Source organism: Rhodococcus sp. IEGM 1351 (assembly GCF_030056875.1).
Lineage (GTDB): Bacteria > Actinomycetota > Actinomycetes > Mycobacteriales > Mycobacteriaceae > Rhodococcus_F > Rhodococcus_F opacus.
Window position 1 is genome coordinate 15101 of record NZ_JASHKU010000037.1, and the last position, 14435, is coordinate 29535.

The 14435-nt window shown below is 70.2% G+C and carries 10 protein-coding genes; 1 reads left to right on the forward strand and 9 read right to left on the reverse strand.

All coding sequences use genetic code 11. The features are described 5' to 3' along the window. Positions 1–3 precede the first annotated feature (3 nt). From QM806_RS37030 to QM806_RS37070, 9 genes are all read right to left on the reverse strand, one after another. Complete coding sequence (locus QM806_RS37030) at positions 4–1092, reverse strand: hemolysin family protein (RefSeq protein ID WP_169694804.1); 1089 nt, start codon at positions 1090–1092, stop codon at positions 4–6. Beyond that, positions 1085–2455 carry a hemolysin family protein gene (locus QM806_RS37035; RefSeq protein WP_054248878.1) on the reverse strand — a complete coding sequence of 457 codons (1371 nt, stop codon included), beginning with the start codon at positions 2453–2455 and terminating at the stop codon, positions 1085–1087. The genes QM806_RS37030 and QM806_RS37035 overlap by 8 nt, the downstream gene beginning before the upstream one ends. Positions 2456–2761: 306 nt before the next feature. Then, positions 2762–4198 carry a GuaB1 family IMP dehydrogenase-related protein gene (locus tag QM806_RS37040; RefSeq protein WP_054248879.1) on the reverse strand — a complete coding sequence of 479 codons (1437 nt, stop codon included), beginning with the start codon at positions 4196–4198 and terminating at the stop codon, positions 2762–2764. Positions 4199–4201: 3 nt separating this feature from the next. Next, positions 4202–5080: a DMT family transporter gene (locus QM806_RS37045; RefSeq protein WP_005255080.1), complete on the reverse strand. Its 879-nt coding sequence runs from the start codon at positions 5078–5080 to the stop codon at positions 4202–4204. Positions 5081–5085: 5 nt separating this feature from the next. Further along, entirely contained in the window at positions 5086–6483 is a 1398-nt protein-coding gene (locus tag QM806_RS37050) for a DEAD/DEAH box helicase (RefSeq protein ID WP_005255082.1), read from the reverse strand. A gap of 96 nt (positions 6484–6579) precedes the next feature. Continuing rightward, positions 6580–8031: an NADP-dependent phosphogluconate dehydrogenase gene (gene gnd, locus QM806_RS37055; RefSeq protein WP_005255084.1), complete on the reverse strand. Its 1452-nt coding sequence runs from the start codon at positions 8029–8031 to the stop codon at positions 6580–6582. 152 nt (positions 8032–8183) lie between these two features. Further along, complete coding sequence (locus QM806_RS37060) at positions 8184–10046, reverse strand: DEAD/DEAH box helicase (RefSeq protein ID WP_169694806.1); 1863 nt, start codon at positions 10044–10046, stop codon at positions 8184–8186. Between the two features lie 225 nt (positions 10047–10271). Next, positions 10272–11225 carry a M56 family metallopeptidase gene (locus tag QM806_RS37065; protein ID WP_054248857.1) on the reverse strand — a complete coding sequence of 318 codons (954 nt, stop codon included), beginning with the start codon at positions 11223–11225 and terminating at the stop codon, positions 10272–10274. 26 nt (positions 11226–11251) lie between these two features. Beyond that, complete coding sequence (locus tag QM806_RS37070) at positions 11252–11665, reverse strand: BlaI/MecI/CopY family transcriptional regulator (protein WP_005246077.1); 414 nt, start codon at positions 11663–11665, stop codon at positions 11252–11254. Positions 11666–11840: 175 nt separating this feature from the next. Between QM806_RS37070 and QM806_RS37075 the strand changes: the two genes are divergently transcribed. Beyond that, entirely contained in the window at positions 11841–14429 is a 2589-nt protein-coding gene (locus tag QM806_RS37075; RefSeq protein ID WP_169694808.1) for a phosphatidylglycerol lysyltransferase domain-containing protein, read from the forward strand. Positions 14430–14435: the final 6 nt, after the last annotated feature.

A 14435-nucleotide genomic window follows, 5' to 3' on the forward strand; every position in this document is an offset into this window, starting at 1 on the left:
CGATCAGCTCGTTCGCTGTCCCGGATTGACGCCGTTGACGCGGTGGGTGCCGTCGCGGACGGTGCCCACGTATTCCTCGACGAGGTCCTCGAGGGCGACGATGCCGACGATCTGCCCGGACGGGTCCGCTGCCGCCCCCAGATGGGAGCTGGCGCGGCGCAGACTCGCCAGGGCCTCCGCGAGCGGGGTGGTGGTCGACATGCACGGCAGCGGACGGATGTCCGACCGCGGGATCACGGTGTCGGGTCCGGCCTCCTCGTCGAGGATGTCGTCGAGCACGTCCTTGAGGTGCAGGTACCCGACGAGTGAGCCGTCGTCGGCGCGCACCGGGTATCGGGAGTACCCGGTCTCGACGACGGCCTGCTCGATGGCGCCGAGCCGGGTTCCGCCCTCCGACAGGGGGATGGTCCGGGCCTTGTCGAGGGGGATCATCACCTCGCTGACCGTGCGGTCGGTGGTCTCCAGCGCCTGGGTGAGCCGACGGTGTTCTTCCGCGTCGATCAGTCCCTCGGAACGGGATTCGCCGATCATCTCGGACAGTTCCACCGCCGACACGGTGACGTCGAGTTCGTCCTTCGGCTCCACCCGCAGCAACCGCAGCGTCAGGTTGGCGCACAGGTTGTAGAAGGAGATCAGCGGGCGGGCCAGCTTGATGAACAGCAGGTGCACCGGGACCAGCAGCATCGCCGTCCGCTCCGGGCCCGCGAGTGCGATGTTCTTCGGCACCATTTCACCCAGCAGGATGTGCAGCACCACGACCAGCGCCAGCGAGATCGTGAACGCCACCGGGTGCAGCAGCCCGGCGGGCAGGCCGACCGCGTGGAGCGGGACCTCGAGGAGATGCGCGATCGCCGGTTCGGCGACCTTGCCGAGCAGGATCGAGCAGATGGTGATGCCGAGCTGCGCGGCCGCGAGCATCAGCGACAGGTTCTCGCCCGCCGTGATCACGGTGCGGGCACGTTTCTTGCCCTGCGACTCCAGGGCCTCGAGCCGGTCGCGGCGGGCCGAGATCAGCGCGAACTCGGCGCCGACGAAGAAGGCGTTGCCCCCGAGCAGCACGAAGGTGAGCAGCACACCGAAGAGGTCACTCATCGTCGTCCTCCTCGCTGTCGGTGTGGGCGGTCTCGTCGGGCTTCGGGGTGAGCAGCACCCGGTCGATGCGCCGGCCGTCCATGTGGGTGACGGTGGCGACCCACCGGCCGCCGGGGTCGTGCGCGCCCTCGGGCAGTGGGAGTTCGACCTCGTCGCCCTCGTCGGGAATCCGGCCGAGTTCGGTGAGGACGAGTCCGCCGAGGGTTTCGTACTCGCCGTCGGGTGCGGTGTAGCCGGTGGTGTCGGAGACCTCGTCGACGCGGAGCAGCCCGGAGCAGGACCAGCCGTCACCGACCCGCTGGACGTCGATCTCGGATTCGTCGTGCTCGTCGCGGACGTCGCCGACGATCTCCTCGATCAGATCCTCCATCGTGACCATCCCGGCGGTGCCGCCGTATTCGTCGACGACGAACGCGACCTGCATGCCGTCGGACCGGATCCGCTCCATCAGGGCGTCACCGTCCAGGCTGGAGGGCACCACCGGGACCTTCTGGGCGAGCGAGTTGAGGCGGGCGGTGCGGCGGCGATGGGCGGGCACCGCGAACGCGTGTTTGATGTGGACGATGCCGACGGCGTCGTCCAGGTCCCCGTCGACGACGGGGAAGCGGGAGAACCCGGTGCGGGAGGCGGTGTCGATCAGGTCGGCGACGGTGTCCGTGGTGGACAGGGTCTCGATCTTCACGCGCGGGGTCATCAGTTCCTCCGCGGTGCGTTCCCCGAACCGCAACGAGCGGTTCACCAGCAGCGCCGTGCCCTTGTCGATGGCGCCGCGCTGCGCGGACGTCCGCACGAGCGACCCGAGCTCCTGCGGGGACCGCGCCGACCGCAGTTCCTCGGCCGGTTCGATGCCGAGGCGGCGCACCAGCCAGTTCGCGGATCCGTTGAGCCCGTTGATGGCCCACTTGAAGATGAGTGAGAACGCGGCCTGCATGCCAGCCGTCGCACGTGCCGTGGGCAGGGGGTGGGCGATGGCGAGGTTCTTCGGCACGAGTTCGCCGAACACCATCGAGAACGAGGTGGCGAGGACGAGGGCGATCACCAACGACGTTGCCGCGGCAGCGGATTCGCTGAACCCGATCGCGGACAGCACCGGGGTGATGAACCGGGCGAGGACCGGTTCGGACAGGTAACCGGTGATCAGCGTGGTGATGGTGATGCCGAGCTGCGCCCCGGACAACTGGAAGGACAGGGTGCGGTGGGCGTGCTGCACCTGCCGGGCCCGGCGGTCACCGTCGCGGGCGTGCGAGTCGACGGTGCTGCGTTCGAGGGCGGTGAGGGAGAACTCGGCCGCCACGAACAACGCGGTGCCAGCGGTCAGGGCGAGAAAGCCGAGCAGAGCGAGAATGCTGAGCGCGATGTCCATCGGTCATCGCCGCCGAGCTGAGGAACAGGGGTCGCCGGGTTTGTCACCCGGCTCGCTAGAGGAGCCCTCCGAACCGGCGGAATCGGAATCCGATTCCACGGAGCAGGAGGCGACGGCACTCCCGGAGACGGCGGGTGGGGCGCTTGCTTCGTGTGTGGGTGCCGCGGGCACCGGAGTCCTCTCGTTCGGCCTCGACGGCCCGGACGGGTCCGGCGCCGAGAACTGGTGTGGTTGAGCGACCCATGATACCGGTGGATGTCCGGTTCCGTGGAACAGGACACCCACCGGCACATCAGGATGCGGTCGTCACCAGCCGGCCGGCAGCGGGCGACCCTCGGCGAACCCGGCGGCGGACTGCACACCGAGAACGGCCCGCTCGTGCAGTTCCGCCAGCGTCCGCGCGCCCGCGTACGTGCAGGTGCTGCGCACACCCGAGCAGATGTGGTCGATCAGGTCCTCGACGCCGGGGCGGTCCGGGTCCAGCCGCATCCGGGAACTCGAAATACCCTCCTCGAACAGGCCTTTCCTGGCCCGGTCGAACGCGGTATCCGTGGCGGTGCGCGCCGCGACCGCACGCTTGGAGGCCATGCCGAAGCTTTCCTTGTACGCGTTGCCGGACTGGTCCACCCGCAGGTCGCCGGGTGATTCGTAGGTGCCCGCGAACCACGACCCGATCATCACGTTCGACGCGCCCGCGGCGAGGGCGAGAGCGACGTCGCGGGGGTGACGGACACCTCCGTCGGCCCACACGTGCGCACCCATCGCGCGGGCCTGGGTGGCGCATTCCTCGACGGCGGAGAACTGCGGCCTGCCCACCCCGGTCATCATCCGGGTGGTGCACATCGCGCCCGGTCCGACACCGACCTTCACGATGTCGGCGCCCGCGTCGATCAGGTCCCGGGTGCCGGCGGCGGACACGACGTTGCCGGCGACGAGCGGGACACCGAGGTCGGCCTTCTTCAATGCACCGAGCACGTCGATCATCTTCTGCTGGTGGCCGTGCGCGGTGTCGACGACCAGCAGGTCGGCCCCCGCGTCCACCAGGGCGCGCGCCTTCGCGGCGACGTCGCCGTTGACGCCGACGGCCGCGGCGATCCGCAGCTTCCCGTTGCCGTCGACGGCGGGCTGGTAGATGCCGTCCCGGATGGCGCCGGTGCGGGTGAGGACCCCGGCGAGGGTGCCGTCGGGGTGGACGATGACGGCGAGGGAGTCGTGTTTGCCCTCGAGGAGTTCGAACACCTCCCGCGGTGACGCGGAGTCGGGGGCGGTGACGAAGTCGGTGAGCGCCACCGAGCGCAGTCGCGCGAACCGGTCGACGTCCGTGCAGGAGGCCTCGGTGACGACACCGACGGGGCGGTCGTTCTCGACGACGACCACGGCGCCGTGCGCCCGCTTCGGCAGCAGCGCCAGGGCGTCGGACACGGCGGCGTCGGGGCCGAGTGTGACCGGGGTGTCGGCGACCAGATGCCTGCTCTTGACGAACGACACGGTCTCCGCGACGGCAGGCGCCGGAAGGTCCTGGGGGAGAACCACCAGACCGCCGCGGCGGGCGACCGTTTCCGCCATGCGGCGTCCCGAGACCGCCGTCATGTTGGCGACGACGATCGGGATGGTGGTGCCCGACCCGTCCGAGGTGGCCAGGTCGACGTCGAATCGCGAGGTGACCTCGGTGCGGTTCGGCACCAGGAACACGTCGTCGTACGTCAGGTCATAGGGAGGGCGATGCCCGTCGAGGAACTGCACATGTCAGGACGATACCGGGGAAGTTGCGGTGGTGTCGGATGTCCGCTGGGCCTGCGACCTGGACAGTCCGATCGTGGCCACCAGCATCACCGCGACCGCGCAGCCGACCACCACGAGTCCGGGGCCCGACACCCGCAGCCGCTCGTCGAGGACGGTCATGCCGAGGAAGACGGCGGCGAGTGGTTCGGCGATGGTCAGTGCGGGCAGCGACGCGGACAGCGGACCCACCTGGAACCCGCGCTGCTGCAGATACACCCCGACCAGGCCGGCGGCGACGAGCGCCCACGCCTGCCAGCTGCTCAGCACCGCCCACAGCCCGCGGGGCACCAGTTCGACGACGTACTTGGTGAACGCGACCGCCACCCCGTACAGGATGCCGCCCGCCCCACCGAGCAGCAGCGCCCGCCATCCGGGGTCGATCTTCGACATCCCCGCGGCGGCCGCGACCGCCACCACGGCGAGGAGGATGCCGAGCGGCACCACCCATTCGCGGAACGGGGCGTCGATGTTGCCCTCGGTGGGGTCGCCGATCACCAGGAAGACCGCGAGCGCGACAGCCAGTGCGACGGCGAGGGCCCAGGTGGTGCGGCTGAGCCGGTACCCGGAGAACTTCGCCGACAACGGCAACGCGAACAGCAGCGCCGTCACCAGCAGCGGCTGCACCACGAGCACCGACCCGAGCGCCAATGCCACCGCCTGCATCGCGTACCCGCCGCCGTCCCCGACGAAGCCGGCCCACCAGCGGGGACTGCGCAGCAGAGTGGTCATCAACGCGGCGTCCTCGGGGACCGCGGACGCCGCACTCTGCTGGGCGACCGACGCGCACGCGAACAGCAGCGCCGCGATCAGCGCGCACACGATCGACGCGAACGGCAGGGACATGCCTCTCAGTGTGCCCCGCGGTTGCGGTGTCCGTGCGGAGTTGACGCAGGTCCGGGTTTCCGGCCGCGTCGGGCACCCGCCCGCGGTGCTCCGCCGTCCCCGGGCCGGCCGCGGCGGGCCGGGCGACCGCCGGTGTCGTGCGCCTGCCTGCCCTTCTTCGGGGTGTCCTGCGCCGGTGCCCGGGTGTCGGGTGCGGGGACCGCCTTCCCGGTGGGGCGGCGGGCGCCGGTGATCTCGGCCAGCACCGTGTCGCCGGGCCGCACCCGCACGCCGTCCACCTCGATCCCGGCCTTGCGGGTCAGCTTCTCCACCTCGGCGCGTTCGTCCTCGGTGACGAGGGTGACCACCACACCGGACTCGCCGGCGCGGGCGGTGCGGCCCGCGCGGTGCAGGTAGTCCTTGGGGTCGGCCGGGGGGTCGACGTGGACGACGAGTGAGATGTCGTCGACGTGGATGCCCCGCGCCGCCACGTCGGTGGCGACCAGGACGGGGGTGGTGCCGTCGGCGAACGATTCGAGGGTGCGGGTGCGGTTGTTCTGCGCCTTGCCGCCGTGCAGGGCGCCCGCGGAGATGCCGGCTTCGTGGAGTTGCTGCGCGAGCCGGTCCACCCCGTACTTGGTGCGCACGAACATGAGGGTGCGTCCCGCACGTGAACCGATATGTGCCACAACGGATTTCTTGTCGACCCGGTCGACGAACAGCAGGTGGTGGCGCATGGTGCCCACCGACGCGGTGACCGGCGCCGTCGAGTGGGTGACCGGGTCTCGCAGGTACCGGCGGACGAGGGTGTCGACCTCCCCGTCGAGGGTGGCCGAGAACAGCAGCCGCTGACCGCCCGCCGGGGTCTTGTCGAGGATCGTCGTGACCTGCGGCATGAACCCCAGGTCGGCCATGTGGTCGGCCTCGTCGAGGGTCAGCACCGTCACGTCGTCGAGCGACACCGACCCCTGCGCCACGTGGTCGGCGAGGCGTCCCGGCGTCGCGATCAGCAGGTCGACACCGCGCGACAGGATCTCGACCTGACGTTTGATGGGAATCCCGCCGACGACGTTCGCCACCCGCAACCCCACGGACAGCGCCGGCTCGTCCAGCGCGCGCTCGATCTGCAACGCCAGTTCACGGGTGGGCACCAGGACGATGCCGCGCGGGAAGCCCCGCCTGCTGGCGGCGCCCTTGAGCCGCACGAGCATCGGCAGTCCGAACGCGAGGGTCTTCCCGGAGCCGGTCGGGGCGCGGCCCAGAACGTCACGGCCGGCGAGGACGTCGGGAATGGTGGCCGCCTGGATCGGGAACGGCGCCCCGATGCCACCACGGGCGAGGGCATGGGTCATCACCGCGGGGAGACCGAGCGCGAGGAACGTCTCACCCACCGGTGCGGGGGAGGAGAACTCGTCGTCGGGCATATCGAGAAGGCTACCGCCTCCGAGCAGGGGCCTCCGACGCCTCGGCCGTGACGTACACGCGGTACGTCACGGCCGGGGACGGGCAGTCGGCGAGGCTCAGACCTGCACTTCGCTGCGGTCACCGCTCCACAGGGTGTGGAACTTGCCCTCCGCGTCGACCCGCTCGTAGGTGTGGGCGCCGAAGAAGTCGCGCTGCCCCTGCGTCAGGGCTGCGGGCAGCCGCTCCGCGCGCAGGGCGTCGTAGTAGGACAGCGACGACGCGAACGCCGGCACCGGGATCCCGAGCAGCGTGGCGGTGGAGACCACCCGGCGCCAGCTGTCGATGGCCGTCTCGATGGCGTCCCGGAAGTACGGGGCCAGGATGAGGCTCGGCAGCGTCGGGTTCTCGTCGTACGCGTCCTTGATGCGGTTGAGGAACCGGGCGCGGATGATGCAGCCGCCACGCCAGATGGTCGCGAGGTCGGCGGGGTGCAGGTCCCAGTCGTATTCGGCACTACCGGCCGCGATCTGGTCGAATCCCTGCGCGTAGGCCACGACCTTCGACGCGTACAGGGCCTGCCGGATGTCCTCGGTGAACTGGGCGGCATCGGTGGGCTTGTCGGCGAGCACGCCGGACGCCAGCCCGACCGCGGCCTTGCGCTGCTCGCGGGACCCGGACAGGGCGCGGGCGAACACGGCCTCGGCGATCCCGGTGACGGGGACACCGAGGTCGAGCGCGGACTTGACGGTCCAGCGGCCGGTGCCCTTCTGCTCGGCGGCGTCGACGATCACGTCGACGAGCGGCTTGCCGGTCTTGGCGTCCTTCTGCCGCAGCACCTCCGCGGTGATCTCGACGAGGTAGCTTTCGAGGTCGCCGCCGTTCCATTCCGTGAACACGTCGGCGATCTTCCCGGCGTCGTAGCCGAGGGCGGACCCGAGCAGGTTGTACGCCTCACCGATGAGCTGCATGTCGGCGTACTCGATGCCGTTGTGCACCATCTTCACGAAGTGACCGGACCCGTCGGGGCCGATGTGCGTGCAGCAGGGGGTGCCGTCGACCTGCGCGGCGATCGACTCGAGCAGCGGTCCGAGGGCCGCGTAGGACTCCTTCGGTCCGCCCGGCATGATCGACGGGCCGTTGAGCGCGCCCTCCTCGCCGCCGGAGATGCCGGCGCCGACGAAGTGCAGGCCTCGCTCCCGGAGGGAGGCCTCACGGCGGATCGTGTCCGTGTAGAGGGCGTTGCCGCCGTCGATGATGATGTCACCGGGCTCCATCGCCGCGGCGAGTTCCTCGATGACGGCGTCGGTGGGGTCGCCGGCCTTGACCATGATCAGCACGCGGCGCGGCTTCTGCAGCGCGCCCACGAACTCCTCGATCGTCTCGGTGCGGACGAAGTCGCCCTCGCTGCCGTGCTCCTTGATGAGGGCGTCGGTCTTGGCGATGCTGCGGTTGTGCAGCGCGACCGTGTGACCGTGCCGGGCGAAGTTGCGGGCGATGTTCGAGCCCATGACGGCCAGTCCCGTGACGCCGATCTGGGCGCGGGCACCCTCAGTGTTGTCGATAGTCATGGATACAGCATTCCCTCTCGCTCGGCGGTAGTGAAATCGGCGGCTACGAAAACCTCAACCGCCTAAGCCAAACATACGAAGGCCGGCCGTCGCACACGCGACGGCCGGCCTTCTCTCACACTTCGTTATTCGGTTGTCCGATCAGCGATCGATCAGCTGCGTCGCTCACGCCGCGGGCCGTCGAAGCCGTCGTATGAGCGACGATCCGTGCGGCTGCGGAACCCGCCACCGGTCGACGCGGGGCGCCGCTCCGACGCGGCCGCGGGCCGACGGTCGTCGCGACGGAACCCGCCCGCCGCACCGCGGTTGTCGCCGAAGTCGCGGCGCGGTGCGCTGCGGTCGAAGCTGCGCTCGCCGGTACCGCGGTGGCTGTCGCCGCGGTCACCGAAGTCACGGCGCGGGGCGCTGCTGCCGCCGCCGTACTCGCGGCGGGGTGCACTGTCACCGAAGTCGCGGCGCGGGGCCCGATCGGTGAACGTCCGGTTGTCCCGGTCGCCGCGGTAACCGCCGCCACGGTTGTCACCGTCACGCTGCGGGCGGTCGCCCCGGTAGCCGCCGGACCGGTTGTCGGTTTGGTCGCGGCGCGGGCCACGACCCTCGAAGCTGCGACCACCCGACGGACGGTCGCCGAAGCTGCGCTCACCGCGGTCACTGCGATTGCCGCGGTAGCCGCCGCCGTCGCGGCCGGCGTAACCGCCCTCACGGCGGGGTCCGCGGTCGCCGAACTTGCGGTCGCCGCCACGCTCGCCGCGGGAGTAGGTGTCGCGCACCGGTTCTCCGCTGGGCGCCTTGGCGCCGGTGATGCTGGCCAGCTTCTCCGAGCCTGGGGTGACGGGCACGGCGGTGGCGTCGACGCCGGCCATCCCGGTCAGGCGGCGGAACGTGCGCTTCTGGTTGGGGAGCACGATCGCGACGACGGTGCCCTTCTCGCCGGCACGGGCGGTCCGGCCTGCGCGGTGCAGGTAGTCCTTGTGATCGGCGGGCGGATCGACGTGCACGACCAGGTCGATGCCGTCGACGTGGATGCCGCGGGCGGCGACGTCCGTCGCGACGAGCACCGGGGTGCGGCCGTTCTTGAACCGTTCGAGGACACGGGTGCGCTGATTCTGCGCCTTGCCGCCGTGCAGCGCCTCGGCGGCGATGCCCACCGCACGGAGGCGGTCGGTGATGCCCTCGCAGCCGAGCTTGGTGCGGGCGAACATGATCGTGCGGCCGTCGCGGGCACCGATCTCCGCGAGGACGTTGTCCTTCTGGCCGCGGTCGACGAGCAGCACGTAGTGCTCCATCGTGTCGACGCTGGCGCGACCGTCCTCGGTGGAGTGCTGCACGTGGTCGGGCAGGAACTGGCGGACCAGCGACTGCACCTCACGGTCCAGGGTGGCCGAGAACAGGAGACGCTGGCCGTCGGCCCGGGTCTCACCGAGGATCGCCCGGACCTCGGGCAGGAAGCCCATGTCGGCCATCTGATCGGCCTCGTCGAGCGCGGTGATCTCGATCGAGTCGAGGATGCAGGTGCCCTGACGCAGGTGGTCGTTCAGCCGGCCGGGGGTGGCGACGAGGATGTCGACGCCGCGCCGCAGCTGGTCGACCTGCTTGGAGAACGGGGTGCCGCCGACGGCGGGGCGGACGGTCAGGCCCATGGCCCCGGCGTACGAGTTGAGGGAGTCGACCACCTGGAATGCGAGTTCCCGGGTGGGCACGAGCACCAGTGCGCGGGGACGCTTGGGTGCGGGCCGGTCCTCGTGGCGGGACAGGCGGGTGAGCATCGGCAGGCCGAATGCGAGGGTCTTGCCCGATCCGGTCTGTGCGCGGCCGAGGACGTTGGTGCCGGCCAGCGCATCGGGCACGGCCAGCGCCTGGATCGGCGATGGGACGGTGATGGAGTTGCGGGCGAGGGCCTGGACCAGGGGAGCGGGCAGGCCGATCTCGGCGAACGTCACGGTGGCGTTCTGATCAGGGGTTTCGGTCTCGGTCTGCTCTAGTGGGGCAGACGTCGTCTGGACAGCGTTGGTCACGCAAATACCTCTCCGGGCATAGGGCGCGTCGCGGAGCGGGGGCTGTCATGCAGCACGCACAAAGGGACGAGCCAGGGCACATGTCACCTGGTCAATCCATTCGCGGAAGTGCGGGGAATTGGGCTGTGTGCCGTTTCAGTGTTGATGGGCCGCAGTGGCGACCGTCGACCAGTGTACGCGACGGGGCACCCGGTTATCGAATGCGGCGGGTTGTGAGCTGGGTGACTATACGGCGCTGAACAACCGGCTCAGTTCGGTGAGCCAGGGGACGGCGACGGCGATGGTCGGCACCACGAGGATGGCCACCGACGCGGCGTAGGCGGCGAGTGCCACTGGGGTGCCCGCTTCCGAGGAGGACAGGCGCTGCACCCGCAGCAGGGTGCTGGGACCACCCGCGGCCATGGCACCCTTCGGGGCGATCGACCCCGAGCAGGCGACGAGTGCGCGGGCCAGTGCGGTCGGCCCGGTGGCGCGGACGGCGGAGTCGTCGGCCAGCATCTCGACCAGCAACTGCACCGACCCCAGCGCGGACTTGCTGCGCACGACGGTGGGGAAGGCGGCGTTGACGGCGGTGAACGCCTCGAGGACGAGGTCGTGCCGGGCCCGCAGATGGGACCGCTCGTGGGTGAGGATCGCGGTGATCTCGGCGTCGTCGAGGTTGGTGAACGTGCCCTGGCTCAGCACGACCCGCTGGCGGAGACCGGGCAGGCAGTAGGCGATGGGCTCGGTGACGTCGAGGACCCGCAGGTCGGGGGTGCGGGCGAGGGGCGACGACGAGTCGCAGCGGTCGAGGAGGTCGACGAGCATCCGGTGCCGGGCGCGTCTGCGCCGGGTGCGGACCCCGACTTGCACGATCGAGAAGATCAGTTTGGCGCCGACGAGGAGGGTGAGCGCGAAGACCACCACGTACAGCAGCCACAGGGGCAGGCCCAGTGCGTCGATCTCGGCGACCGGTGCCGTGGTGGGGCGCCCGTCCGGTCCGGGGACCAGCAGCTGGCTGGCGATCGCGAGACCCGAACTGAACGCGGACAGAACTGCGGCGAGGGCGATTGCCTGCCACAGCACGAGGGCTGCTCGGGGGGCGCGATGCGGCCATCGGGCACGACTCAGCAGCGCAGGGACAGGCCCTGCGAGAAGAAGTGCGAGTACTCCGAATACCAGCGCGGTGGTGGCGTCCATGTCCTACTCATCATGCATGACGAACGTCAGCCGGCGCGAACGGTTCCCGACTGATTGTCTCCGGTGGACCGCTCCTTGGCCTCGAGCGCGGCGAGGGCCTCGCGGAGCGCGTCGGCCTCGTCGGCGCCGACCTGCCCCACGAAGTGGACGAGTGCGGCGGCGCGACTTCCGGACTTGTCGGCCTGCTGCAGGGCGTCCACCATGAGGCTCGCGACGAGTTCCTCGCGCTGGTGCACCGGCAGGTACCGGTGGGCGCGGTCGTCGCGCTGCTGAATGACGAGGTGCTTCTTCGCCAGTCGCTGGAGCACTGTCATGACAGTCGTGTACGCGAGTTCACGGCGTGCCGCCAGTGCCTCGTGTACCTGCCGTACCGTCTGCGGTTCCGAAGTGGACCACAGGTGATCCATCACTGCGCGTTCGAGTTCGCCGAGTCCAGCCATAAATTGATTCTACGGATACGACGACGCAGATACGTACTACTGGTAGTAGTAAAACTGCGTCACGGCGTGTGGTATTGGCCATACTCCAAACGGGTGGATTACGGTCGGGTTGGCAGCGGCCGACCCGCCGGGCAAGCGTTCGTTCTCGACATCGCGGAGAGTGGGGACCTGGCGGATGAAGACCGACGACAGCGCGGCGACCGGACACGGTGCGGCCGCCAGGGTCAAGGGTCAGACCGGGCGGGCAGCGGAACGGGTCTGGGGCGGCGTGCGGGGTGCACCGGTCAGCATCGCGCTGCTGGTCGTGATCTGGATCCTCGCGATCGCCACGTCCAGTGTGATCAGCGGTCCCTCCCACGACCTGTCTCAGCACGTTGCGATCGGGATCCGGGCGTTCCAGAACGGCTGGGTGTGGACCCTGTTCACCGCCGGGCTGTGGGGCGACGACGTCCTGGCGTACCTGTCGACGACCGTCCTCGTCCTCGTGGCGGCCGCACCGCTGGAACGTCGCATGGGGTCGGCGCGGTTCGTGCTGGCCGCGGTCGCCACCCAGGTGCTCGGCGGGCTGCTCGCACTGTCGGTGGCCGCCGTCGCGAAGGTCGTCGACGCGAACTGGGGTTTCCGGCTGCACGTGGGCATGGCCGTCGGTCCGAGCACGTGGATCGTCGGTGCCGCGATGGTGGCCAGTTCGAACATGGGCACGCTGTGGCGTCGGCGGATCCGCGTCGGCGTCCTCGTGTTCACCATCACCCTGGCACTGTTCAGTGGTTCGCTGCAGGACGTGGTCCGGCTCGCCGCGGCCGTCGTCGGCCTGGTGATCGGCCGCTGGATCGTCGGCCGCTCCGCCCGCGGCGAACGGATCGCGGGCACCCAGCGTGAGGGCCGGGTACTCGTCGCGATCATCGTGGCGGCCAGCGCGATCGGCCCCATGATCGCGGCACTGTCCGCGGAGGCGGTCGGTCCCCTCGCCGTGCTCCGCGACCTGTTCCGCGGCATCCCCTACACGGCCGGCGAAGTGCGCGACCTGTGCGAGGTGTCGGCGTCGGACCCCGAATGCCGGCGCGGGCTGCTCGAACTGCGCCTGTCCGGGGTCGGACCGACCCTGCTGAGTCTGATGCCGTCCCTGTTCCTCCTCACCCTCTGCGACGGCCTCCGACGGGGCCGTCGCTTCGCGTGGGTCGCGTCCGTGATCGCCCAGGTGATCCTGCTGGTGCTGTCGCTGCTGAACTTCGCGATCCGGTTCGTCGACTCCCTCGACGAGGACTCCCTGTTCTACGGTCTCGCCGACCCGAACCTGTACCGGACGCTGGTGCCGTTCCTGACACCGCTGGCGATCCTGATCGTGCTGCTCGCCACCCGCCGGTTCTTCGACGTCGCCGCCCCGGCCGGAACCTACCGCCGGCTGGCGATCGTCCTGGTGTCGCTGCTGGCCGGTCTCGCCGTTCTCTACGTGTTGGGCGGATTGTGGGCGCGGCACGGTTTCGATCCCCGGCCGGGGTTCACGACGCTGCTCGCCGACTTCCCGGAGCGGCTGATCCCGCCCGTGTACCTGCAATGGCTCGACCCCCGGCTGCTGCCGGAGAGCATTCCCGCGACCCTGCTATACGAGTGGACCGGGGTGGTGTTCTGGGTGGCGGCGTGCGCGCTGGTCGCCGCGACGTTCCTCAGTCCCGCCATCGGATCGGACTCGGCGGCCGCCGAACGCGCACGCGCCCTGTTGAAGTCGGGGAGCGGAAGCCCGCTGTCCTGGATGACGACGTGGCGCGGCAACCACTACTGGTTCTCCGCCGACGGCACGAGCTACGTCGCGTACCGGGTCCTCGCCGGGGTCGCCCTCACCACCGGTGACCCGGTCGGCCCGCCCGATCGGCTGCGGGACAACGTCGAACACTTCGCCGAATTCGCCGCCGCCAACGGGTGGATCCCGTGCTTCTACTCGGTGACCGGCGAGGTCCGCGCCGTCACGGACGCCCTCGGCTGGAGCGGTATCCAGGTCGCGGAGGAGACGGTGCTGGATCTGGGGCAGATCGCGTTCACCGGCAAGCGGTTCCAGGACGTCCGGACCGCCCTGAACAAGGCCAAGAAGTCGGGGATCACCGCGGAATGGGTCAGCTTCCCCAGCGCCCCGCGGTCGATCACCGACCAGATCACGGCGATCTCCGAGGAGTGGGTGGCCGACAAGGGGATGCCCGAAATGGGGTTCACGCTCGGCGGACTCGACGAGGTCGACGACCCGGAGGTGCGCTGCCTGATCGCCGTCGACGAGGATCGCACCGTCCACGGCGTCACGTCCTGGTTGCCCGTGTACCAGGATGGGCGGGTGGTCGGCTGGACCCTCGACTTCATGCGCCGGCGCTCGGAAGGGTTCCGGCCGGCGATGGAGTTCCTCATCGCGTCCGCGGCGCTGAAACTGGAGGAGGAGGGTGCGCAGTTCCTGAGCCTGTCCGGCGCCCCGCTCGCCAAGGTCGAGCAACCGGACAGCGACGCCGACGATCGGGAACGGTCGGAGTCGTCGAGCCTGTCGGCGGTGATGGACAGCGTGCTGGATCTGCTCGGCCGGACCCTGGAACCGGTGTACGGGTTCCGTTCGCTGCTGGCGTTCAAGTCGAAGTTCCAGCCCCGGTACGTGGCCATGCACATGACGTTCGCCGATCCGGCCGCCCTGCCGAGCATCGGCAACGCCGTCGGCAGGGCGTATTTGCCGACGGTGTCGCTGGGGCAGAGCTACCGGCTGGTGCGGACGATGATCGGCGGCCGGCGCTGACGGCCG